Raw genomic sequence first — 22779 nt, 5'->3', positions numbered from 1 at the left:
AGACGCTATTATCAGCCTTTATTATAGCTCTACTACAAAATATAATAGGTTTTTGGATTGTGAACAGGCTCCATAGCATTCATTTTATCTTCATGGTAATGCGCATCATTCAGCATCTGAGATAAATCTCTTTCAATAGTTTTTGAAATAGTTGTTGTAGGTGTATCCGTAGGCTTGTTCTCAAAAGGATCCTGCAAATGAATAGCCATTTTCTCAATTAATAAGAAAGCTGCTGCAATTGCGATCACTACCGGCACCTCGATGTATCCAAAGAACTCAATTAACCCGAATGGCAGCATGATGATAAATAAGTAGATCGTCATATTGATATACTTACTATAGGTAACCGGGAATACTGTGTTTTTTATCCGTTCAGAACCACCCATACGGTCACATAAATTTGTTAAAGTCCTGTCAATCTCTATCTGCTGATAAGTATTGATCCAGCCTTCTTTAACAGCGATTTTAATATCACGTGCATGCAGTTCCAAAATAGACATCGGTACATTTTTATATCTGCTGACGAAATCCAGTTCATCAGGTTTCATAAATTTGTCCAGTCCAAGTATCGGATTCGTATTTCTAAGCGATTGACTTAAACCATAAGCCCAGGCAATTTGTCTTTTCACAAAGCGCTCCTTAAACAGCTGTATTTCTGCAGAATAATAAGGATCATCAATAAAGTAAAGCACCTGTCTGGTTAATGATCTTGAATCATTCACAATTCCACCCCAGAGAATCCGCGCTTCCCACCAGCGGTCATAAGCCTGGTTAGACCGGAATGCTAGTAAAAGTGAGATTACTGTACCCAAAAGTGCAGGTACAGCGATTGGTATAGAGATTCTGGTGAAATGAAAGTTTTCATAAAGTATGACGATACCAACGGCATACACAGTTACTAAAATCAAATCTTTATATATTTTCCCAAATATGTAGGTTAGCGGGACATTTTTCTTTAATAACATATAGTGTGTTTTAAAAGGTCATAACTAGACAAGCTGAGCAGCTTCATGCTCAAGCACAATTGCTTTCTTTATTTTTACAGGTGCTTCATCTTCCTGAATAACCTGAAGTATCGGGATACCAGATTTATTTAAGAATACATCAGGATTGATACTATACTTTGATATCTGACGGAAGCTATAAGTTTCAGGACAGTAGATGAAATCCACCTCATTTGCTTCAGCAAAATTTCTGAAGGCGGCCATTGTGCTGCCATAAAAATATTCTACACCGATAGTGTCTATCTGGGCCTGATGTGTTTTTTTGAAATCATAACACGCCCTGTGGAAAGATTCCGGAATTTGTCCGTACTCAGTACTTCTTCTGGAAAGCATTAATAAATCAGAGATAGAATCTGTCAGTTTATAAGCATGAAAGAATAAAATCCTGATTGGCTCATCTTTGAAATTTTTCAGGATGTTCTCTGAGAGATAAACTGAATTTTCATTGAAATCTGTAGGAATTAAGACTGTTTTCATATTGTATCTTTTGATTAGTTAATGATACAATAGTACAGCCCATACATTACAGCCGGATAAGAGTGAGATTAGAACGAGATTAGAATTGCAAGAAAGACGAGATAGAGAGACAGAATGACTTTATGAAGACAATGTTCTGTTAAACAGGAGCTTATTTAAGAACAGAATATCGCGATTAACGCGAACGGGGCAATAAAATGTTCATTTCGGTCCCGGATTCCTGGACAGTCTTAATCGCAATACTTCCCTTATGCAAACGGATAATATTTAATGATAAAGGCAGGCCTACCCCATATCCATTATAATCAGTCGTATTAGAAGCACGGAAAAAAGGCTCAAAAACATGCTGTAACTCATCCTCAGGAATGCCGATGCCCTGATCCTTCACACTAATCACAATATTAGTACGCGTAACCGATAAACCGACTTCAACCACTCTGTTATCAGAATACTTGCACGCATTGTTGACAATATTAGTTACTGCCAGTTTAATCAGGTTCAGATTTCCATTTAGATTAATACTCTCCGGGTTTTCCGGAAGCTTAGAGAAATCCACCTGGATTTGATTATCCGGATTAACCAGGTCAATAGAAGCCTTTACATCCCAGATCAGTTCATCCAGCCTTATTTCCTCCCAACGCTGTTTCTCCCCATCAAAACCAGACTGTGCTAAACTTAACAAGCTGGTCAGTATATTTTCCAGCCTTTCAGACTCAGCCTGTATAGTGGCCAGGGATTTCTGAAGCTCAGGATCCCGGTGACCATCCCTGGCAATTGTCAATTCAGCTTCCCCGCTAATAATAGTCAAAGGTGTTCTTAACTCATGAGAAGCATTGCTTATAAAATTATTCTGTGTCTCAAAAGCAGTTTCCAGCCTGTCCAGCATATCATTAAAAGTCTGTGAAATCTCGGAGATTTCATCATTCCCCTTAATAGGAGGCAGGCGCTGGTGCAAATTCTCTGCGCTAATCCCCTTCGCCTTTTTAATTAACTCTCTGATTGGTTTAAAAGTGAAGTCAGAGAACCTTCTTCCTACAAAGTACGATAAGGCAACAGAAAGAAAGAAGCCCGCAAACAGGATTTTCTGTAAATCCTTAAGTTCTCTATACCCATATGGGTCTTTTGCAGAAATGATGACGATATAACCATTTGGCCCATTTTTAAAGTACTTACCCGCATAAAATACGTTTTCATTCCGGTAACGGGCCATCATACCAGATTCAATATTTTTATAAAAACTGGAAGGGAGATTTACCTTTTTGTCAAAAGCTATTTTACTGGCTTTATCCGCAGCAAAAACTTGTTCCTCTTCCTGAGGGAGCCGTTCCAGATATTTCTGGCGTACCTCATTGTACTCCACCGTATTTGTTCCAGCTGCAGCCTTAGTCTGAATCGCTATTTTTACCCGCGCTTCCAATCTCTTGTAGAAATCCTCAAAAGCAAACTCATTTGCAAAATACCACACAAACCCACTCAATAAAGAGATAATAACTGCCGATAAAACGGCAAATAAGAAAGTAATGCGGGTATTTAAATTCATGACGATGATTTTTCTTTAAGCAGGTAGCCTAAACCCACAACAGTATGCAACAGCGTAGTGCTAAAGCCCTTATCTATTTTCTTTCTCAAGTAATTGACGTAAACGTCAACCACGTTTGTGCCCATATTAAAATCAATATCCCATACATTCTCCAAAATATCTATTCTGGATAAGGTCTTGTTCTTATTCCTGGCAAAAAACTGGAGCAAACGATATTCAGTTGCCGTTAATGTAATTTCCTGATCAGCCCTGGTTACCGTTTTACCAGAAATATTAATTTGTAAATCACCAACAGTAATGATTTCATCCGCCTGCTGAAGCCCGGAATGCCGTCTCAGCAACATGCGGATCCTCGCACTCAGTTCAGCAATTTTAAAAGGCTTCACCAGGTAATCATCAGCCCCATTGTCAAGCCCTGTAACGATATTCTCCGTACTGCTTAGTGCAGTCAGCATAATAATAGGTATTTGCGGATAATTCTTCTTAATTTGTTTACACAAATCCAGACCATTGATTCCCGGAAGCATAATGTCCAGTATAATCAACGCAAAAGAATGTGCCGAAACCATTTCCAGCGCAATAAATCCATCAGGTGCTACACTTAGCTCAAAGCCTTCACTGCTTAACCCTCTTTTCAGAACTGACACCACATTAGGCTCGTCTTCAACAATAAGGAGTTTCATAAGCAGGTATTTTTATCCAGACAAATTTAAGCAGATTGTGGTGGAAATCAGCCTGGTTTAGAAGAAAATAGAATTTTCAGTTTTTTGTAGTTAATCTTAGCCTGGTATTTCAGGAAGATATCACTGCCGATAATCGCTACAATCCGGGGATGTCCCATTAATTCATAAGCATCATTTACCGTTTCCAGATCCAATGCTACCGCATGATAAGATTTAATCAGCAGCTTACCGATTTTTAATTTCGGGATTACTGCCTGTATCGTACTTGAAGTCGTAAACAGTGTAGTCGCATTGGTTTCTTCTTCCTGCTCAACCACAGCATCGCTATACTGTTCAATAAAAGTCTTATTGAATACTGACCTTGAAGCCCCGGTATCTACGACTGCCCAATGTTTTTTACCAAAAACAACGATTTCCACCAGGAGGTGGAAACCGTCATCATTTAAGTTTATTAAAGTAAGAGGGACTGTAACAGTACGCATTAAATAAGCTTCATTTCTTTAAGCACGTTATTCATTGCTCTCACCGCATCAGCACTCTTATTGAAGGCTACTTTTTCTTCCTCATTCAAGTTGTAATCTATAATTTTCTCCCAGCCATTACGACCAACAATTACAGGTACACCTAAACAAATGTCAGTCTGTCCATATTCCCCATCCAGTGCAACACAGCAAGTAAATAGTTTTTTCTCATCACGAACAATGCTCTCTACCAGCGCAGCACCAGCAGCGCCAGGCGCATACCAGGCAGAAGTCCCTAACAAACCAGTTAATGTTGCTCCACCCACCATTGTGTCGGCAGCAACTTTAGCTAACACCTCAGCAGATAAAACATCCGTTACCGGTAAACTCTGGTAAGTCGCATAACGCGTTAACGGGATCATTGTCGTATCCCCATGTCCGCCAATCACAAATCCCTGTAAATCATTTGAATTACAGTTTAACGCTACACTCAGGTAATATTTAAACCTTGCACTATCTAAAGTACCACCCATACCAATGATCCTGTTTTTAGGCAGTCCCAACGATTTAAGTGATAAATAAGTCATCGTATCCATTGGATTACTAATCACGATGATGATCGCATCCGGAGAGAACTTTAATATATTTTCTGCTACACCTTTAACAATGCCCGCATTGATGCCAATCAGCTCTTCGCGGGTCATTCCCGGTTTACGTGGTAAACCAGAAGTAATTACAGCAACAGCAGAACCTGCAGTCTGGCTATAATCATTCGTTACACCGGTTATTTTTGTATTAAAACCTAATAATGCAGCAGTTTGCATCATATCTATCGCTTTGCCTTCAGCAAAACCTTCTTTGATATCTAATAAAACTAATTCTTCAGCTAACTCTTTTCTAGCAATATTATCTGCACAAGTAGCACCAACTGCTCCTGCACCAACAACTGTTATCTTCATGGATTCAATTTTTAAATTGTAATAAAACCTTCATTAGATCTTCTTGCCCAAGTTATAAAATTTAAGGCATTATCAGAAAATTTCAACATATTCTTGGATAAAGTTTAAAATGCTTTTTAAAACTTTATCAGACCTTCGTGGTTTTATGAGAAAGAATTTACATTTGCTTAACGTCTGTTTAGATTTGTAAATTGATTTTGATCATTGCATCTAAACAGATATTCTTACCGTATTAATGAGGGAACGCTATGTTAGAGAATAAACCTGTTGAAAAAGTTGATATTATGTCTTATGCAGGTAAATGGTATTCACTATGCTCAATACCCACCTTTATGGACAAGCACTGGCATGAAACTACGGAGACGTATGTGATACATCCTGACGGTTATTACGCTGTTTTTACGACCTATAAATTACCACCAGACGAAGGAACCAAGTATGTCCGTTCCAAACTGATCGTTGTCCGGGGAACCAGCAACGCACAACTTAAAGCACAGTTTGTATGGCCATTAAAAGTCGACTACTGGATCATTGAACTCGCTGCAGATTATTCTTACGCTGTTGTCGGGCATCCCAAACTTAAACACCTTTGCATCCTTTCCCGCAAGCCAGAAATGGCAGATGAACTGCTGAATGAAATTATCGGCCGGTGCACACAAAAAGGTTATGAGACTTCAAAGCTTGTCTCACAGGAACATAAGCCAGCAGCACCCAGAAGTCAGGTACAATCTTCCTGAATCCAGCAACAATTTTATCAGGTAAATTTCAACCGCTTCTTAAAAAAACGTAATTTTGTACCTCGCTTTGTTTGAGGAATAATAACCAGAGAACAGCGATTCATAATTACCCTTCTATGTATTTAATTTTTGATACCGAAACTACAGGTCTTCCTGCCAATTATAATGCACCCGTATCCGATACGAACAATTGGCCAAGGTGTATTCAAATTGCCTGGCAGTTACACGATGCATTAGGAAACCTGGTTGAACATGAGGACTTTCTGGTCAGGCCCGATGGATTTAACATTCCATACGATGCAGAACGTATCCACGGTATCTCTACAGAATTAGCCACAGAACAAGGTATTGATATCCGTGAAGCAGTAGAGAAATTCAACATTGCCCTGTCCAAAGCTAAATTTGTAGTCGGACAGAATATCGGCTTTGACGTCAATATTATGGGCGCTGAATTTTACCGGTTGGGTATAGAAAGCCCCATGGCCCAAATGCCTGTTCTGGATACCTGTACAGAAGTTACCGCCAACTTATTAAAGATTCCAGGTGGTAGAGGGGGCAGGTTCAAACTGCCGACACTGACCGAATTACACAGCTACCTTTTTGGCGTTCCATTTGCAGAAGCACACAACGCAACAGCAGATGTGGAAGCGACTACACGTTGTTTCCTTCAATTGGTTAAAATGGAGGTTTTTACCCCCGAACAGCTCCAAGCTGATCAGGAGTATATCCGTTCCTTTATCGCCAGCCAACCAGCAGTCATACCAAGTGCAGGCATTCAGCACATTAACCTTAAAGCGGCCTCTGATGAAATCAGGAAAAGACAAGCCAAAGCAGAAGGCCCGGGCTTATCAAAACAAGACTTAAAAGACAACCAGCAAGAACTTAAAGACGCAACATTTGTCCACCTGCACAACCATACGCAGTTTTCAGTCTTGCAGTCTACCATTAATATTCCAGGCCTGATCGCAGCAGCAGCAGCAGATAAAATGCCTGCCGTGGCCATGACTGATCACGCCAATATGATGGGTGCCTTTCATTTTGTGAACCAGGTACTGAACCATAATAAAGGTGTTGAAGCCAGAAATAATGCAGCCATAGAAAAAGGAGAAGAACCAGCAGAATTACCCATTACACCGATTGTAGGCTGCGAATTCTTTGTCTGTGAAAATCACCTTGATAAATCCCGTAAAGACAACGGTTATCAAATGGTACTGCTCGCTAAGAATAAAACAGGTTACCACAATCTGGCTAAAATGTCTTCCATCGCCTATACGAAGGGATTTTACTATATCCCGAGGATTGACCGGAATGTCATCGAACAATATAAAGAAGACATCATTGTGCTTTCCGGAAACCTGTATGGTGAAATAGCCAGTAAAATCCTGAATATGGGTGAAAACCAGGCTGAAGAAGCATTAATCTGGTGGAAATCACTATTCGGTGCCGATTTCTATATGGAGATTATGCGCCATAACCAGGATGATGAAACCGTAGTCAATAAAACGCTGATCTCCTTAGCTCAAAAGCATGATATTAAGCTAATTGCGACCAATAATACCTATTACATTAATAAAAAAGATGCCAACGCACACGATATTTTACTCTGCGTAAAAGATGCAGAAAAGCAGGCAACACCTATAGGCAGGGGACGTGGATACCGTTACGGCTTACCTAACCAGGAATATTATTTCAAATCTTCAGAAGAGATGAAAAAGCTGTTTGCGGATCTTCCGGAAGCAATTTTAAATATTCAGGAAATAGTAGACAAAATATCGATCTACAAACTTGCCAGAGAGGTACTCTTACCTAAATTTGATATTCCTGAACAATTTTTAGTGCAGGAAGATGAAGATGACGCAGGTAAAAGAGGAGAGAATAAATATTTACGCCACCTTACTTTTGTTGGGGCAGAAAAAAGATACGGAGAACTTACGCCCGAAATTATAGAACGTCTGGACTTTGAGCTTCAGACCATTGAGAAAACAGGCTATCCGGGTTACTTCCTGATTGTACAGGATTTTATCAGGGAAGCCAGAAATCTGGATGTATCTGTTGGCCCGGGACGTGGTTCGGCTGCGGGATCTGTAGTCGCTTACTGTCTGTGGATCACTAATATTGACCCGATCAAGTATGACCTCCTTTTCGAGCGTTTCCTGAATCCTGACCGGGTATCGATGCCTGATATTGATATCGATTTTGATGATGAGGGCAGGGGCCGTGTCATGGACTATGTCATCAAGAAATATGGCTCAAACCAGGTGGCGCAGATCATCACCTATGGTACAATGGCGGCTAAGTCCTCTATTAAAGATACAGCCCGCGTATTAGACCTGCCACTTTTTGAAGCTGATAAAATAGCGAAGCTTATCCCTAACCTGAAGCTTGCCAAAATCTTTAACCTCGATGAGAAATCACTCCGGGGAGCTTTACGTGCAGACGAATATGAGAAAGTTGTAGAGCTGAAAGATATTGCTGACTCCAAAAGCTTAAGTGCCGAAACGATACAACAAGCCAGGATACTGGAAGGTTCATTAAGAAATACCGGTATACATGCCTGCGGGGTAATCATTACGCCAGACGATATCACCAACTATGTGCCTGTGGCCATGGCCAAAGATTCCGATCTGTACGTCACCCAGTTTGATAACTCTGTGGTAGAAAGTGCCGGACTGTTGAAAATGGACTTTTTGGGGCTGAAAACACTGACCCTGATTAAAGATACCGTTAAACTGGTTCGCTTAAGAACCGGTATTCAGCTTGACCCCGACGAATTTCCTATTGACGATGTCAGGACTTATGAGTTGTTCCAGCGTGGAGAAACCATCGGTATCTTCCAGTACGAGTCTACCGGGATGCAAAAATACATGAAAGAATTAAAGCCTACCGTATTCGGAGATTTGATTGCCATGAATGCATTGTATCGTCCAGGGCCACTGGAATATATCCCAAGTTTTGTCCGCAGGAAAAACGGAGAGGAAGAAATCAAGTACGATTTGGACGCCTGCGAAGAATACCTGAAGGAAACCTATGGAATTACAGTATACCAGGAACAGGTGATGCTTTTGTCACAGAAACTTGCTGGTTTTACTAAAGGTGAAGCCGATGTACTGCGGAAGGCAATGGGTAAAAAACAGAAAGATGTGCTCGATAAGATGAAACCTAAATTTGTCGCCCAGGCAGCAGAAAAAGGACATGCACCGGCTACACTGGAGAAAATATGGAAAGACTGGGAAGCATTCGCGTCTTACGCCTTCAACAAATCTCACTCTACCTGTTACGCCTGGATTGCTTACCAGACTGCTTATTTGAAAGCACATTACCCGGCAGAATATATGGCTGCGGTACTGACGAATAATATGAGTGATATTAAGCAGGTAGCCTTTTTCATGGAAGAATGTAAACAAATGGGCGTAAGAGTACTTGGCCCGGATGTGAATGAATCCATTTTGAAGTTCTCTGTAAACCCCCAGGGAGAAGTACGTTTTGGTCTTTCCGGAATTAAAGGAGTAGGGGAGAAAGCCGTAGAAAGTATCATTGAAGAACGCACGAATGGTGGATTCTACAATAGTATTTATGACTTTGCCAGACGCTCCAATACCCGTACAGTGAATAAGAAAGCCTATGAGAGTTTCGTTTATAGTGGAGCTTTTGATAGCTTCGGTTTCCACCGTGCACAATTCTTCTTTGTAGGGATTAACGATAAGCTCAACGGTATTGAAAAGCTGATCAAGTATTCCAATGATTTCCAGAACAGTGAATCATCTGCACAATCTTCGCTGTTTGGCGGTACGGTTGCAGATATGATCAATGAACCTACCTTACCTGTTGCTCCAGAATGGACTTTAATAGACCGGCTGAAATACGAGAAGGATGCAATCGGGATTTTCCTGAGCGGGCACCCGCTTGATAACTATAAATTAGAGCTGAAAGAATTCTGCCAGCACAACGTCCGTCACCTGTCTGTTGTCAATAAAATACGGATGGGAGATACAAATGAAGACGTATTGGCAGAGTTTGAGCAACTCAAAAACAGGGAACTGGTAGTCGGCGGACTGGTTGTAATCTCCGCACAACGGATGACTAAAACCGGTAAACCTTTTGGTACTATTGTGTTTGAAGATTATAACGACAGTTGCGAACTTGCTTTATTTGGAGAAGACTTCGTGAAATTCAAGCAATTTATGACCGATGGTTATTTCCTGCAAATCCGTGGCCGTGTGGGAGAACGCTTCCGTAAAGAAGGTGACTGGGAGTTTAAAATCACTTCTATAGCCCTTTTATCAGATTTAAGAGATAAACTGGCTAAATGTATCACCATACAGATTCCAATTCAGGGAATTAATGATCAGATTATTACTCAGATTCTGGCGATGATTGAAGAAAATAAGGAAAATACAGAACAACAAAATTGTCAATTGAATTTTGTTGTGTACGACCGGGAACAAAATGTTTCGCTTGATCTTCCTTCTAAGTCGTTGAAAATCAACCCTGATAATGCATTTTTGGAACAGCTGAAAGCGCTGAATGTGGTGAGTTATAAGTTGAACTAATGTCATTTTGGCATTAGAAAATATGGTGGCATTACAATTGATTATATCTTTGTATAAATAAAAATAAGAAATATGGCTATAGAAATCACAGACGCTAACTTCGAGGAAGTTGTGTTGAAATCAGATAAACCCGTTTTAGTAGACTTTTGGGCAGAATGGTGTGGTCCATGTCGCATGGTAGGTCCAGTAGTAGATGAAATCTCAAAAGAATACGAAGGAAAAGCAGTAGTGGGTAAGGTGAACGTGGATAATAACCCACAGATTTCTACTCAGTTCGGTATCCGTAACATCCCTGCGTTGTTATTCTTCAAAAATGGTGAAGTAGTTGATAAACAAGTTGGTGCAGTTCCAAAATCAGTATTAGCTGGTAAATTGGATAAGCAATTGTAGTCAACCCGATATATATGAAAAAGCCGTTTCTATTTGTTTAGAAACGGCTTTTGCTTTTACAGGCTATTTAGGGATTATGTTTTTGAAGGCTATTTTAGAATTTATGCTTTTACAGGATATTTTTGAAATTTGCATTTTAAAGCTCTTCGGGCAAGTCCTCTTCCTCAATTTCTTCCCTTGTAGCGTCCTCTCCCTTTAGCAATCCGTCGCTCCAATAGCAGAAAATGGCAATCACAGTTAATACGCCAATCTGGATATAAGAGATTTCAACAGGATGTGCTCTGCTCAAATCAAATAAACCTGCCTTTCCAGCAATACAAAGTACAACAGCCAGCGTGAATAGCCATTTAAAATTTCCAGTACTACTTGATAGCCTGGCCAGGTGTGACGGATTCAATGTGATAGCCCTTAAGGCATTAATCAAAAGCACCAGGAAAAGGATACATAATAAAATATACTTTAATAAACCAAGCATCGGAATAGGCTTTAATTCTACGATACCTCCCAAAAAATAGCCCGATGAAATTAATCCGCAGACGAATAATAAAGAATAGAAGATAACAATGCCTCTTAACCATAAGCGGTGAAGTGGTGACTCAGTTTTAATGGGATTTGAGGAGATATTCATTTTTATGAATGGCAAGTTAAACCTGTTTAAATTTAGATAATTTAGTCAATCTGAATTCTAATTTAAATAAGCAACTTTATGGCCAAAGAAACTATGATGTTGCATATTATATTAACAAGTATTGGTTGGTTAGGGATGGCCTTATGTACATTAGGTTATTTACTCTTAAGTGCAAAAGTTGTTCAAGCTGAATCCATCAGTTTTCAATTACTAAATGTTTTCGGGGGGCTTTTTTTAGTTGCATCGGCAGTAGATAGCCAGGATATTCCAAATGCTGCTGCTAATATACTGTGGATGTTTATTGCAATCTATGCATTAGGACGGCATTTGAAAACTCAAAAGTCAATTAAAAAGGATTAAGGTTTTATGCCCAGAATCTCATAAGACTTATTTTTATAAAAACTTAGCTTTTCTGAATAGATAGTTTTATCATCTTCCAATGAAAGGTAAAAATAAGAACCGTCAACCAATACAAAAATCATGTCCGCAGCAACTTTTGGATCAGCTACGTTGATTAAACCCTGCTCATTACAGCGTTCAATAATTGAAGTCAGCGTTTTACGAAGTGAATCCAGGATGATTTTATATTTTGCCTTAATCTTCTTATTCCTGAATGCCAGCGCATAAAATGCATAGAATAATCCATCATCAAATAGCAGGTTCCATTTTTTAGAAAAAAGAGCTTCTATGATTTTGTGAAGATCGGAAAGCATTCCTTTTTCCTTAATACTATATATTAACAGATACCTGTCTAATATATAATCTAACAACGCATAGGTAAGACTTTCTTTTGTTTTAAAATAGTGGATAATCAGGGTCGGATTTACACCCATTTCATTGGCAATTTTCGCAATCGAACTGTTTTCGTAACCTTCTTTCTTAGCCAGCTTGTAAAAAGCTTTTATAATTTCTAATTGTCTTACTTCTTTAATGCTTTTTCTGCCCATGTAAAATTATTTTCGATGGGCAAACTACTAAAAAAAGAGTTATAAAAAGAAATGAATATACTTCTTTAAAAAACAGTTTTTTGAAAATAGATTAAACGAACGTTTAGTTAATTTAATAATAAGCTGTTATTGTTTTCCTAACATTGAACGGAGACCTTAGCTGAAAATTATAGTCATTTTGAAAATGAAAATTATAGCAAATTAAACTTGGACAGTATGAGAAAAAAAATACTTTTTATAAGCTTCAGCAGAATTAAAATTCATTTATTGCTGTCGTTTCTTTTGTTTACTGCAATGAATAGCTTTGCACAGAACATCACAGTAAAGGGTCAGGTTTTGGATGAAGAAACCAAAACACCAATACCGGCAGTAAATATCCTGATAAAGGGTACAACGCTAAGATCGGCAACCAATGCAAACGGTATTTATACGCTATCTGGTATCAATCCTGATGCGATACTGGTATTTTCTTATATTGGATATATACCGCAAGAAATAAGCCTTCGCGGTCAAACACAGCTAAACGTAATTCTAAAGTTCGATAATGGTAATCTGAAAGAGGTTGTTGTCACTGCATTAGGTATCAAGAAAGAAAAGAAAGCTATCGGTTATGCTGTACAGGAAGTCAAAGGTGAAACCCTGGAAAAGGTCAAAAGCCCTACAGCTATAGGTGCATTAGCAGGAAAGGTAGCAGGATTAAATATTTCCAATACAACCGACCTTTTTCAAAAACCCGCCATTTCACTAAGGGGCCAGACACCATTAATTGTTATCGATGGTATTCCGGATCCCACTGCTGATCCTTATAAAATTAATGCAGATGATATCGAAAGTATCACTGTATTAAAAGGTACAGCTGCGGGGGCACTCTATGGCTCAATTGGGGTCAATGGTGCGATTATGTATACCACTAAAAGAGGTAAAAAAGGAAAGACAAGCGTGGAGATTAACTCTTCTACCATGTTCCAAACCGGATATACCGTAGTACCAAAAGTACAGACCCAATATGGCGGTGGAAATAATGGAAAATATGCTTATGTTGATGGATCTGGCGGAGGTACAGAAGGTGGTGGATGGATCTGGGGACCTAAACTGGATCAGAAAGATCCAGGTACCCCAAGCGGTTATTATGAAACTCCTCAATACAATAGTCCTACGGACCCATTAACTGGCAAATTGGTTCCACTACCATGGATTTCAAGAGGAAAAGACAATATTAAAAATTTCTTTCGTACAGGAATGCTTTCCAGTAATTCAGTAACAGTATCTACAGGCGGTGAGAATGGCTCCTTCAGAGTATCAGCTGCAAATATCTATCAAAAAGGTACAATGCCAAATACTGGAGTAAACAATTCTTCCTTTTCGGTAGCTGGAAATTATAACCTGACACCAAAACTAACCATGGATGGAAGGCTTACTTACAATAGAGAATTCTCTAATAACTATCCCTCTACAGGTTATGGCCCCACCAATATCCTTTATAATCTTTTGCTGTGGATTGGTCCGGATCTGGATATACGCGATCTTAAGAACTACTGGTTAAAAGGTAAAGAGGGTATGCAGCAAAGAAACTATAATCTTTCCTGGTATAACAATCCCTATTTTATTACGAACGAACAACTGAATGGTTATAGAAAAGATAATTCTTTTGGGAATTTCTCCTTGAATTATCAGATTGCCCGTGATTTTTCTGCTAAAATACGCTCAGGTTTTAACCAGTATGGAACAGATGAAGATTCAAGATATCCATATAGTTATATTGGATATGGAACCCTTTCAAAAGGGGACTATACCTATACCAAAAGCAGTCATTTCGATATTACTACAGATTTGATTTTAAGCTATAAACATAAGTTTAATGATAACTTTAATTTATCTGTAATCGGGGGGGCGGCAAACTCTTATAACAATACCAAAGGAATCGCCACAACTACAGATGGGCTTAACATTCCTGGATTCTATAATCTAGCTAACTCCACTAATCCATTGAAGGGGTCTAATTACCTTCAGGAACGACAAATAAATAGTTTGTATACCATGGCCGATTTGGAAATGTACCGTTTCCTTTATCTATCATTCACAGGCAGGAGAGATCAGACCTCGACACTACCAGTAAACAACAGTGCCTATTTTTATCCGTCAGGAAGTATCTCAGCAGTTTTGTCAGATGCGTTAAAATTGCCGGAAACTATTTCATTTTTAAAAGTGCGTACCTCTGTGGCCAAAGTAAACAGCGGATCGATTACCACAGATCCGAACAACTTTTATGCGCAAATACAAACCTATAATATTGGTAATAAATGGAACGGGACCTCTTCACTGAACTGGCCGGATAGTTACAAAATGCCAGGTCTTATTCCGAATACAGTGCTGTCATGGGAGTCGGGTGTTGCATTAGGCCTTTTTAAAAACCGCTTAAATGTTGACGTTACTTATTTCCAGAACAAAGAATATAATAATTTTCAGCTGGTTCCGATTTCAGAGACCAGCGGTTATAGCTCACTGCTTCAAAATGCAAATGTATACCAAAGAAAAGGGTGGGAATTTATGATTAGCGGAACCCCGGTAAAAACATCCTCATTTGAGTGGGAAAGTAGTTTTAATTTCAGTAACAGCCACCGCTGGCTTAAAGAAGCTACCCTTAGTCAGGACGGATATATCGGTAACCTGAAAGCAGGAGAGCGGGCTGATAAGATTTTCACTTCATTATATCAGACAACACCTGATGGAAAGATCATCTACGATACTAATGGAATGCCATTAAATGATCCATACCAACGCAGTATTGGCTATGCGGATGCAAACTGGATCTACGGCTGGCAAAATACGTTTAAATATAAAAATATCTCACTCAGTATTGCTGTTGACGGGCGTATCGGTGGCTCTATATACTCCACTACTAATTATAAAATGTGGTGGGGCGGAACCGCTCCGGGTACTGTGAATCAGTACCGTGATGATGCCAATGCCGGGAAAAGTACTTATGTAGGAAAAGGGGTAGTGGTTACTTCTGGAAAAGCGACATATGACAACCATGGGAATATCACCAGCGATGACAGACAGTACGCACCTAATACAACCCCGGTAAATTACATTGCTTACAACACGGGGACGGGAAGCAGCTCAGAAAATAATTATTTCTACTACAGTGGTACTTATTTAAAGATGCGTGAAATAGCGCTGACCTATACACTTCCTCAAAAATGGATAAAAAAGCAAAAAGTATTTCAGGCGGCTTCAGTTTCTTTTATTGGAAACAACTTGTTCATTCTGGCCAAAATACCTAATGTAGATCCGGATGCAGAAAGCGACAATTTGCAAACACCTTCTATGCGAAGTATTGGCTTCAACTTTAATTTTAAGTTTTAATCCACTCATCAATGACATTCAATAGTCATCAATCATTTTATATCATGAAAAAAAGTTATTTATATCTATCTGGTATTATTTTCTTAGTGAGTATTACTTTATCATCCTGCAAAAAGTTCGATTATTATCAAATAAACCCTAATACACCAACTCAGGCAGATCCTTCTCTGGAGTTAGCGAATATTGAACAAACAGCTTTTGCTACCATTACCACGGAGGCAAGTTTGGCTACACGTCAATTGGTTTACGCGCAAAGTTCCAGTACGACACAGAATTACGGCTGGCAAAGAGCAGACTTCTCTTATAAAAATATAGCGCAGGTAGTTAAAATGGAACAGGAAGCTGCCCGTATCGGCAAGCCGAATTATAAATACCTGGGGAAATTCTTCAGGTCCTATTATATCGTAGGGATGACCCTTACTTTTGGAGATGTTCCCTATGCTCAGGCCATGCAGGCACTAAATAACAATTTTTCTGATGGAGCCCTCAGACCTGTTTACGATGCGCAGGAAGATATCTATTTGCAAGTTTTGAATGACTTAAAATTGGCGAGTGACTCGCTGTCTGCTTCAGGAGGAACTATCAATAATGATATCATTTACAATGGAGATATCACACAATGGAAAAAAGCCATTAATACCTTTTCTCTAAGGGTATTGATGAGCCTTTCAAAAAAAGAAGCGAATACTAAACTCAATATCAAACAACGGTTCAATGATATAGTGTCTAATCCATCTAAATATCCATTGCTTACTTCTAATGATGATAATGCGAAGCTTACCTATTATGATATCGTGGGAAACCGTTATCCGTATAACAATAACAACAGCTTAAAAACAGATTATTATCTTGATGATTCATTTGTTAAAATGTTAAAAGACCTGAAAGACCCTCGTCTTTTTGTTTACGCCACCCAAACCCCTAACTCGGTTACTGCGGGTCTTTCACCCAAAGATTTTAATGCTTATACTGGTTTGATTGGTAGTGCTCCGGTTGCTGATAATGTGCAGAAGATGACTACTGGAAATGCCTCAGCTATTAACCGCAGATATGCTTATGATGCTGTGAATGAGCCAAGTGTTGCAATCGGCTACCCAGAGCTGCAATTTATCTTGGCAGAGGCAGTTGCAAGGGGCTGGATAACCGGAGACATTAACAAATTTTATACCGGTGGAATTAGAAGCGCAATGCTCTTTTCCAGGTACAAGGGAGATCTTGCCTATACGCTGGATGATATCGAAACTTATTTGAAACAGCCTGCTGTTACGCTGCAATCAGGAACATTACTACCTCAAGTAATTATGCAACGGTATATCAATACTTTTATGAATACAGGCTGGCAATCATTTTATGAACAAAGGCGTACGGGGTTCCCTACTTTTGAAACCGCTGGGGCAGGTATACTGAATGGTGGAAAAATACCTAAAAGATGGATGTATCCAACCGCAGAACTGAATAATAATGGCGTAAATGTAGATAATGCTATCAAACGTCAGTATCCTGGTGGAGATGACATCAATGGAGTGATGTGGTTATTACAATAATTAATTTTTGGTGAGCTGGCTGATTATAATAGCTCGCTCACCAAAAAAATGTTGGTTTTAAATAAATTAGAAGACGAATTTAAATATGCTCTTGCACTTCTTTTGTTAAATTTACAAAATGGGCATGCATACAGACCAGTCGGAATATCAATTGAACAGCAACCTGGAGTTACTCGCTAAACAGGTTGTAGAAGGATTTATTACGGGATTGCACAAAAGCCCTTTTCATGGGTTTTCTGTCGAATTTGCTGAACACAGAGCCTATAACAATGGTGATAATGTCAGGAATATTGATTGGAAGTTATTTGCCAGAACTGATAAACTTTATACCAAAAGATATGAAGAAGAGACTAACCTGCGCTGCCAGTTTGTAATTGATACTTCTTCCTCTATGTACTTTCCGCAAGGAGATTACACTAAACTTACCTTTTCCGTACAAGCAGTAGCCGCCCTGATTGAACTCCTCAAAAAACAAAGAGATGCCTTTGGCTTAAGCCTGTTTACAGATCAGCTGGTTTTAAATACACTAGCAAGATCGACAACTATGCACCAGAAGTATTTATTTACGCACTTAGAAGAAGCGCTGAAAGCCCCTAAGCTCAACGTAGGGACAGAATTAAGTACATGTCTGCACCAAGTAGCAGAATCAATTCACAAGCGCTCTATGGTGGTTATTTTTACTGATCTTTTAACTGCAAATGGGGCAGATGACAATCAGGAAGACTTATTCTCCGCGCTGCAGCACTTGAAATTTAATAAGCATGAAGTTATCATTTTCAATGTAAGTGATAAAGCTAAAGAAGTGGACTTCGATTTTGAGAACAGACCTTATCAATTTGTAGATCTGGAAACGGGAGAATTACTTAAAGCAAATGCAGCTAGCGTTAAAGAAGCTTATTTGAAATCCTATGGCGATTATCGTCAGCTGTTGACGTTAAAATGTGCACAATATAAAATAGACCTGATTGATGCTGATATAGCGGCAGGCTTTTCAGGCGTATTGGCCGCCTACCTGATCAAAAGGCAAAAAATGAATTAATTACTTTTTACCTTCTCTGTATCTGCTTAATAGCTCTCTTTTAAAAGTCTGCTCTGCACGGTAATATTTACCCACAGTTTTGATTGGCAAACTGCTTTTTAGTTTATTATAATATTTACGGTCAATATTTAAATCCTTCTGTTTAAAATTAAGCTCATTATTAATCAGACTTTCTACTTCTGTATCTGAAAGGTTTTCAATCTCCGTACTCTTTCTGAAGCTGATCATGTTTTTTCTGCGCTCCTGACGTAATTCTGATTGCTCACTTTGCATTGAGCTATAAATTGGCCAGAATATTTTAGCTTCTTCCGGGGTCAACTCTAATTTTTCTTTAAGATAAGTATTTTTATAAGCTTGTATTTCCTTACTTTTTCCTTCACTTCTTTGTGCAGATGCTAGAAAAGGAATACATGATAAAAGGGCAATGGCAAGTATGTGTTTCATGGTATCTTAATTATAATGCTGAGGACAGATCACTTTGAGAATAATTGTTTAGAATATAAGTTTCCAGATCCGCGTTGGCGGTATTGTCATTTGATATAGCGGTATTGTCATTTGATATAGCGGTATTTTTGTTGGATACAGCAGTATGATCATTTGATACATCTACGTTATTTCCTTCGATATGATCAATAATATCCTGTTCATTTATATCATATAATGCCTGCTCAGTAACCAGTTCAGCACTTTTGCTTTCCGTATTAAAATTTTGCTGATTCAGATAAAGCCCGAATGCAGTCACCAGGATAAAACAAGCTGCTGAAGCATACTTAACCAAGTCGCTACTCCATAAACGAATGAATTTAGGGCCATTCTTGGTAGCGGTATTGTTTTCTGCAGAAGCATTATTCCTAATCGTTTTAGCATAAAGGCCGGTTTCAGAGAAATCTGCGGGCAGATCCTGTTCAATAGCTTTAGATTTAACCGCTAAGTCTGCAGTTTTTGCAAGGACATTGGCCTGTAATTTCTGGAAATATAAATCAGGCGTATGGAAACCATCAGCTTTTGGGAGATCTTGTAAACCGTTACCTGTTGCTTCGGCAAAAATAGAGTCCTGTAAAATGTTGAAATATTGATCAGGTACGATAAATCCGGACATAGAAATAGCTTCCTTAAGCTCATCAGCGTAAATTGCGCCATGAATCAACTCAGGTAAGGTATTCAAATATTCCTGTGGAACGCTGAACGGATTTTCTTTTTCAAGAGAGGCGAGATAAGGTGCCTCTTGTTTCCATTCATTGTCTTCTATATCGTGTTTCATTGTAAATAATTTAGCTATTGCAGGCTAACATCAGGTCTTCCTGAATTTACCTGCTATATGGATGCTTAAAATCACAAAAGGTTTAAAAGGTAATGTCTTCATTTAGCATAAAAACTTCTATTTTCTTCACAGCAATATGGAAGGAAGCTTTTAAAGCACCTACAGACGTGCCCAGAATATCAGAAATTTCTTCATACTTGAGTTCGTCGTAGTATTTCATATTAAAAATAAGCCGCTGTTTCTCTGGTAGTGTCAATAATGCCTGTTGCAACTTCATCTGGATTTTATCTCCATTGAAATAAGAAGAAGCAACAAGACTTTCAGACAATTCAGCAGAAACATCGTCCAGCGGAATATTGTTGCGCTGTTTTTTCTTATTTAAAAAGGTAATGCAATCATTTGTTGCGATCCTGTAAATCCAGGTATACAATTTAGAGTCACTTCTGAATTTGGAAAGATTCTTCCAGACTTTGATAAAAACTTCCTGGACAAGATCATCCGCATCATCATGGTCAATAACAAGGCGGCGGATATGCCAGTAAGTTTTTTCCTGGTATTTTGTGATAAGCAGGTTAAAGGCTTCATTGCGTGTGCGCTCTTCAGAGAATTTCGCTATTATTTCATCATCTTCAACCTGCTTCATCGATTATTTTTTTCTTTTTATAACTTTTTGTACTGCTTCAACAATGTTGATTGTATCCAGTCCATATTTGGTCATCAATTGATCCGGTGTCCCGCTTTCGCCAAAACTATCATTCACAGCCACAAATTCTTGTGGAGAAGGAAGTTCAGTTGACAATAAACGCGCAACACTTTCACCTAATCCACCAAATTTATTGTGCTCTTCACAAGTCACTACACAACCTGTTTTCTGAAGTGACTTTAAGATTGCCTCTTCATCTAACGGTTTAATGGTATGAATGTTTATAATTTCTGCATCAATACCTAAAGCAGCTAACTGCTCACCAGCCTCAATTGCTTTCCAAACCATATGTCCGGTTGCAACGATAGTTACATCAGTACCTTCGTTGACCATCCATGCTTTACCGATTTCAAATTTTTGATCAGGATCAGTAAATACAGGAATACTAGGTCTGCCGAAACGCAGATAAACAGGGCCTTCATACTCAGCGATAGCTAAAGTAGCAGCTTTAGTTTGATTATAATCACAAGGATTGATGACCACCATTCCAGGTAACATTTTCATCAAACCTATATCTTCAAGAATCTGGTGGGTTGCACCGTCTTCACCTAAAGTTAAACCAGCATGAGAAGCACAGATTTTAACGTTTTTATTAGAATAAGCAACAGATTGTCTGATCTGGTCATAAACTCTTCCTGTAGAAAAGTTAGCGAAAGTACCTGTAAAAGGGATTTTTCCACCAATAGTCATACCTGCAGCAATTCCGATCATATTTGCTTCAGCAATTCCGATCTGTATAAATCTTTCAGGAAATTCATCTGCGAAAGCATCCATTTTCAAAGAGCCTTTCAGATCTGCACAAAGTGCAACCACATTCGGGTTTTTCTGACCAGCTTCATGTAAACCAGCACCAAAACCAGAACGGGTATCTTTTTTTTCTGAATATGTATATTTTTTCATTATATGATATCTTTTTTATCGCCCGCTATCCTAAACAAGACGGGCGCAGTTTAATGGTTATGAATTAATAATCCCCTAGTGTTTCTTTGTTCTGACTTAAAGCAGAAGCAAGTTGGTCATCATTAGGCGCAGTACCATGCCATTTATGTGAACCTACCATGAAATCTACACCATAACCCATCTGAGTACTCATTAAGTTTAAGATTGGTCTGCCTTTACCCGTAAGTGATTTAGCATATTCCAAAGCTTTAACAATATCTTCCATGTTATTTCCATTAGAAGTGATTACATGCCATCCGAAAGCTTCGAATTTAGTCTGTAAGTTCTCTAATGATAATATTTTCTCCGTAGGACCATCAATTTGTTGTCCGTTATAATCAATTGTAGAGATCAGGTTATCAACTTTATTATGAGGAGCGAACATAATAGCTTCCCAGTTTTGTCCTTCCTGTAACTCACCATCTCCATGTAAACTGAAAACTAAAGAATGATCCTTATTTAATTTCTTTGTTAAAGCTGCGCCGATTGCAACAGACATACCCTGACCTAAAGATCCTGAAGCAATCCTGATACCAGGTAATCCTTCATGCGTAGTCGGGTGACCCTGAACACGGGAGTTTAATTTTCTGAAAGTAGCCAGTTCGCTAACTTCGAAATAACCAGAACGGGCAAGCACGCTATAAAATACCGGAGAAATGTGACCATTAGAAAGGAAGAATAAATCTTCGCCTGCACCATCCATTTTAAAATCTGTGGAATGGTTCATGGTTTCAAAATATAAAGCTGTCAAAAACTCTGCACAACCAAGTGATCCACCCGGGTGTCCAGACTGGCAGCCATGTACCATTCTTACAATATCTCTTCGTACCTGAGAAACAATGTCCTCTAATTCATTGATTGTATGTTTCATCTATTTATTTATTGTCTTCTTTTGTCAGATGGAGCGGACAGGATTAAAATAATTACTTAATCCTGTCCGCTCCATTTAAATTGTTTACCTATTGATAGCAAATATAGTTTATTGATATCATTTATTATTGAATGTAAAAGCCCTGAAAAACCATTTAAATGTGATATTGTGCGTTTACAGCGTTTGAAACTTTTTTAAATAAAAAAGCTTCCTAATTATTTAATAATTCAAGAATTTGTGCAGTTGAATTTTTGGTGTCAACTTTTTTAATGATATGTGTAATCACACCATGCTCATCAATTACGAAAGTAGTCCGGTTAGTGCCCATATATTTTTTACCATACATGTTCTTTTCTCCCCATACCCCATAAGCTTCCACAATCTTTTTATCAGTATCAGCCAGTAAGGTAAAAGGAAGGCTATGTTTAGCCGCAAATTTCTGGTGTGACTTCTCATCATCAACACTTACACCCAGTACCACAATATCTTTCGCTTTTAATCCCTGGTAATTATCCCTGAAATCACAAGCCTCAGCTGTACAGCCAGGAGTATCATCTTTTGGGTAAAAATATAAAACCACTTTTTTACCTGCAAACTGGTCCAGAGAGACTGTATTTCCATCCTGATCCGCTGCGGTAAACTCAGGGGCTTTCTGACCTTCTTTTAATTCACTCATA

The 22779-nt window shown here is 38.7% G+C and carries 21 protein-coding genes; 7 read left to right on the top strand and 14 right to left on the bottom strand.

Going from position 1 to position 22779, the window contains the following annotated elements:
- Positions 1-32: 32 nt before the first annotated feature.
- From AY601_RS16825 to mdh, 6 genes are all read right to left on the bottom strand, one after another.
- The gene (locus tag AY601_RS16825; protein WP_068403157.1) at positions 33-965 is read right to left on the bottom strand and encodes a bestrophin family protein; all 933 of its coding nucleotides are present in this window, start codon (positions 963-965) and stop codon (positions 33-35) included.
- A 24-nt stretch (positions 966-989) separates the two neighbouring features.
- Positions 990-1481: a hypothetical protein gene (locus AY601_RS16820; RefSeq protein WP_068403155.1), complete on the bottom strand. Its 492-nt coding sequence runs from the start codon at positions 1479-1481 to the stop codon at positions 990-992.
- Positions 1482-1656: 175 nt separating this feature from the next.
- Positions 1657-3021, bottom strand: coding sequence for a HAMP domain-containing sensor histidine kinase (locus AY601_RS16815; RefSeq protein ID WP_068403153.1), 1365 nt, complete (start codon positions 3019-3021; stop codon positions 1657-1659).
- Positions 3018-3704: a response regulator transcription factor gene (locus AY601_RS16810; protein WP_068403151.1), complete on the bottom strand. Its 687-nt coding sequence runs from the start codon at positions 3702-3704 to the stop codon at positions 3018-3020. Before AY601_RS16810 ends, AY601_RS16815 begins: the two co-directional genes overlap by 4 nt.
- Before the next feature lie 47 nt (positions 3705-3751).
- A complete protein-coding gene (locus AY601_RS16805) occupies positions 3752-4186 on the bottom strand; it encodes a retropepsin-like aspartic protease (RefSeq protein WP_068403149.1) in 435 nt (144 codons plus the stop codon).
- Positions 4186-5124, bottom strand: coding sequence for a malate dehydrogenase (gene mdh / locus AY601_RS16800; protein ID WP_068403147.1), 939 nt, complete (start codon positions 5122-5124; stop codon positions 4186-4188). Before mdh ends, AY601_RS16805 begins: the two co-directional genes overlap by 1 nt.
- A 248-nt stretch (positions 5125-5372) precedes the next feature.
- Here mdh and AY601_RS16795 point away from each other — a divergent pair, with 248 nt between their 5' ends.
- The 3 genes from AY601_RS16795 to trxA all read left to right on the top strand — a co-directional run bounded on the left by AY601_RS16795 (position 5373) and on the right by trxA (position 10801).
- Positions 5373-5861, top strand: a complete 489-nt coding sequence (locus AY601_RS16795) for a lipocalin family protein (protein WP_068403145.1) — start codon at positions 5373-5375, stop codon at positions 5859-5861.
- Positions 5862-5977: 116 nt separating this feature from the next.
- A complete protein-coding gene (gene dnaE, locus AY601_RS16790; protein ID WP_068403143.1) occupies positions 5978-10411 on the top strand; it encodes a DNA polymerase III subunit alpha in 4434 nt (1477 codons plus the stop codon).
- A 72-nt stretch (positions 10412-10483) separates the two neighbouring features.
- Positions 10484-10801 carry a thioredoxin gene (gene trxA, locus AY601_RS16785; RefSeq protein WP_068403141.1) on the top strand — a complete coding sequence of 106 codons (318 nt, stop codon included), beginning with the start codon at positions 10484-10486 and terminating at the stop codon, positions 10799-10801.
- A 136-nt stretch (positions 10802-10937) separates the two neighbouring features.
- Here trxA and AY601_RS16780 read toward each other — a convergent pair whose 3' ends face one another.
- A complete protein-coding gene (locus AY601_RS16780) occupies positions 10938-11429 on the bottom strand; it encodes a hypothetical protein (protein ID WP_068403139.1) in 492 nt (163 codons plus the stop codon).
- 78 nt (positions 11430-11507) lie between these two features.
- Between AY601_RS16780 and AY601_RS16775 the strand changes: the two genes are divergently transcribed.
- On the top strand, positions 11508-11789 hold the full coding sequence (locus tag AY601_RS16775; RefSeq protein WP_068403137.1) for a CBU_0592 family membrane protein: 282 nt from the start codon (positions 11508-11510) through the stop codon (positions 11787-11789).
- Here the strand turns inward: AY601_RS16775 and AY601_RS16770 are convergent.
- Positions 11786-12376, bottom strand: coding sequence for a TetR family transcriptional regulator (locus tag AY601_RS16770; RefSeq protein WP_068403136.1), 591 nt, complete (start codon positions 12374-12376; stop codon positions 11786-11788). The genes AY601_RS16775 and AY601_RS16770 overlap by 4 nt on opposite strands.
- A 216-nt stretch (positions 12377-12592) precedes the next feature.
- On the opposite strand from AY601_RS16770, the gene AY601_RS16765 reads away from it, so the two are divergent.
- The 3 genes from AY601_RS16765 (at position 12593) to AY601_RS16755 (ending at position 18328) form a co-directional block, all read left to right on the top strand.
- Positions 12593-15745, top strand: a complete 3153-nt coding sequence (locus AY601_RS16765) for a SusC/RagA family TonB-linked outer membrane protein (RefSeq protein ID WP_084359323.1) — start codon at positions 12593-12595, stop codon at positions 15743-15745.
- A 44-nt stretch (positions 15746-15789) separates the two neighbouring features.
- On the top strand, positions 15790-17289 hold the full coding sequence (locus tag AY601_RS16760) for a SusD/RagB family nutrient-binding outer membrane lipoprotein (protein WP_068403134.1): 1500 nt from the start codon (positions 15790-15792) through the stop codon (positions 17287-17289).
- 118 nt (positions 17290-17407) lie between these two features.
- Positions 17408-18328 (top strand): DUF58 domain-containing protein, encoded by a 921-nt coding sequence (locus AY601_RS16755; protein ID WP_068403132.1) that lies wholly within the window; start codon positions 17408-17410, stop codon positions 18326-18328.
- Here the strand turns inward: AY601_RS16755 and AY601_RS16750 are convergent, their stop codons facing one another.
- From AY601_RS16750 to bcp, 6 genes are all read right to left on the bottom strand, one after another.
- Positions 18329-18772, bottom strand: a complete 444-nt coding sequence (locus AY601_RS16750) for a hypothetical protein (RefSeq protein ID WP_068403130.1) — start codon at positions 18770-18772, stop codon at positions 18329-18331. It abuts the gene before it with no gap.
- A 10-nt stretch (positions 18773-18782) separates the two neighbouring features.
- The gene (locus AY601_RS16745; protein WP_068403129.1) at positions 18783-19589 is read right to left on the bottom strand and encodes a hypothetical protein; all 807 of its coding nucleotides are present in this window, start codon (positions 19587-19589) and stop codon (positions 18783-18785) included.
- An 82-nt stretch (positions 19590-19671) separates the two neighbouring features.
- Positions 19672-20232 (bottom strand): RNA polymerase sigma factor, encoded by a 561-nt coding sequence (locus tag AY601_RS16740; RefSeq protein ID WP_068403127.1) that lies wholly within the window; start codon positions 20230-20232, stop codon positions 19672-19674.
- Between the two features lie 3 nt (positions 20233-20235).
- A complete protein-coding gene (locus AY601_RS16735) occupies positions 20236-21192 on the bottom strand; it encodes a transketolase family protein (protein WP_068403125.1) in 957 nt (318 codons plus the stop codon).
- Between the two features lie 64 nt (positions 21193-21256).
- Entirely contained in the window at positions 21257-22102 is an 846-nt protein-coding gene (locus tag AY601_RS16730) for a transketolase (protein ID WP_068403123.1), read from the bottom strand.
- Between the two features lie 211 nt (positions 22103-22313).
- Positions 22314-22778 carry a thioredoxin-dependent thiol peroxidase gene (gene bcp, locus AY601_RS16725; RefSeq protein ID WP_068403121.1) on the bottom strand — a complete coding sequence of 155 codons (465 nt, stop codon included), beginning with the start codon at positions 22776-22778 and terminating at the stop codon, positions 22314-22316.
- Position 22779 lies beyond the last annotated feature (1 nt).

It is taken from the genome of Pedobacter cryoconitis (assembly GCF_001590605.1).
Taxonomy (GTDB): Bacteria; Bacteroidota; Bacteroidia; order Sphingobacteriales; family Sphingobacteriaceae; genus Pedobacter; species Pedobacter cryoconitis_A.
The sequence above is the reverse complement of the archived record's forward strand: the minus strand, read 5'-3'. Positions and strand labels throughout refer to the sequence as shown.

Excerpts from the sequence above, each read along its gene's own strand:
- AY601_RS16805 (WP_068403149.1), bottom strand. The coding sequence starts at position 4,186 with ATGCGTACTGTTACAGTCCCTCTTACTTTAATAAACTTAAATGATGAC.
- AY601_RS16810 (WP_068403151.1), bottom strand. The coding sequence starts at position 3,704 with ATGAAACTCCTTATTGTTGAAGACGAGCCTAATGTGGTGTCAGTTCTG.
- mdh (WP_068403147.1), bottom strand. The coding sequence starts at position 5,124 with ATGAAGATAACAGTTGTTGGTGCAGGAGCAGTTGGTGCTACTTGTGCA.
- AY601_RS16815 (WP_068403153.1), bottom strand. The coding sequence starts at position 3,021 with ATGAATTTAAATACCCGCATTACTTTCTTATTTGCCGTTTTATCGGCA.
- AY601_RS16760 (WP_068403134.1), top strand. The coding sequence starts at position 15,790 with ATGAAAAAAAGTTATTTATATCTATCTGGTATTATTTTCTTAGTGAGT.
- bcp (WP_068403121.1), bottom strand. The coding sequence starts at position 22,778 with ATGAGTGAATTAAAAGAAGGTCAGAAAGCCCCTGAGTTTACCGCAGCG.
- AY601_RS16775 (WP_068403137.1), top strand. The coding sequence starts at position 11,508 with ATGGCCAAAGAAACTATGATGTTGCATATTATATTAACAAGTATTGGT.
- dnaE (WP_068403143.1), top strand. The coding sequence starts at position 5,978 with ATGTATTTAATTTTTGATACCGAAACTACAGGTCTTCCTGCCAATTAT.
- AY601_RS16795 (WP_068403145.1), top strand. The coding sequence starts at position 5,373 with ATGTTAGAGAATAAACCTGTTGAAAAAGTTGATATTATGTCTTATGCA.
- AY601_RS16820 (WP_068403155.1), bottom strand. The coding sequence starts at position 1,481 with ATGAAAACAGTCTTAATTCCTACAGATTTCAATGAAAATTCAGTTTAT.
- trxA (WP_068403141.1), top strand. The coding sequence starts at position 10,484 with ATGGCTATAGAAATCACAGACGCTAACTTCGAGGAAGTTGTGTTGAAA.
- AY601_RS16740 (WP_068403127.1), bottom strand. The coding sequence starts at position 20,232 with ATGAAGCAGGTTGAAGATGATGAAATAATAGCGAAATTCTCTGAAGAG.
- AY601_RS16730 (WP_068403123.1), bottom strand. The coding sequence starts at position 22,102 with ATGAAACATACAATCAATGAATTAGAGGACATTGTTTCTCAGGTACGA.
- AY601_RS16745 (WP_068403129.1), bottom strand. The coding sequence starts at position 19,589 with ATGAAACACGATATAGAAGACAATGAATGGAAACAAGAGGCACCTTAT.
- AY601_RS16735 (WP_068403125.1), bottom strand. The coding sequence starts at position 21,192 with ATGAAAAAATATACATATTCAGAAAAAAAAGATACCCGTTCTGGTTTT.
- AY601_RS16770 (WP_068403136.1), bottom strand. The coding sequence starts at position 12,376 with ATGGGCAGAAAAAGCATTAAAGAAGTAAGACAATTAGAAATTATAAAA.
- AY601_RS16765 (WP_084359323.1), top strand. The coding sequence starts at position 12,593 with ATGAGAAAAAAAATACTTTTTATAAGCTTCAGCAGAATTAAAATTCAT.
- AY601_RS16780 (WP_068403139.1), bottom strand. The coding sequence starts at position 11,429 with ATGAATATCTCCTCAAATCCCATTAAAACTGAGTCACCACTTCACCGC.
- AY601_RS16755 (WP_068403132.1), top strand. The coding sequence starts at position 17,408 with ATGGGCATGCATACAGACCAGTCGGAATATCAATTGAACAGCAACCTG.
- AY601_RS16750 (WP_068403130.1), bottom strand. The coding sequence starts at position 18,772 with ATGAAACACATACTTGCCATTGCCCTTTTATCATGTATTCCTTTTCTA.
- AY601_RS16825 (WP_068403157.1), bottom strand. The coding sequence starts at position 965 with ATGTTATTAAAGAAAAATGTCCCGCTAACCTACATATTTGGGAAAATA.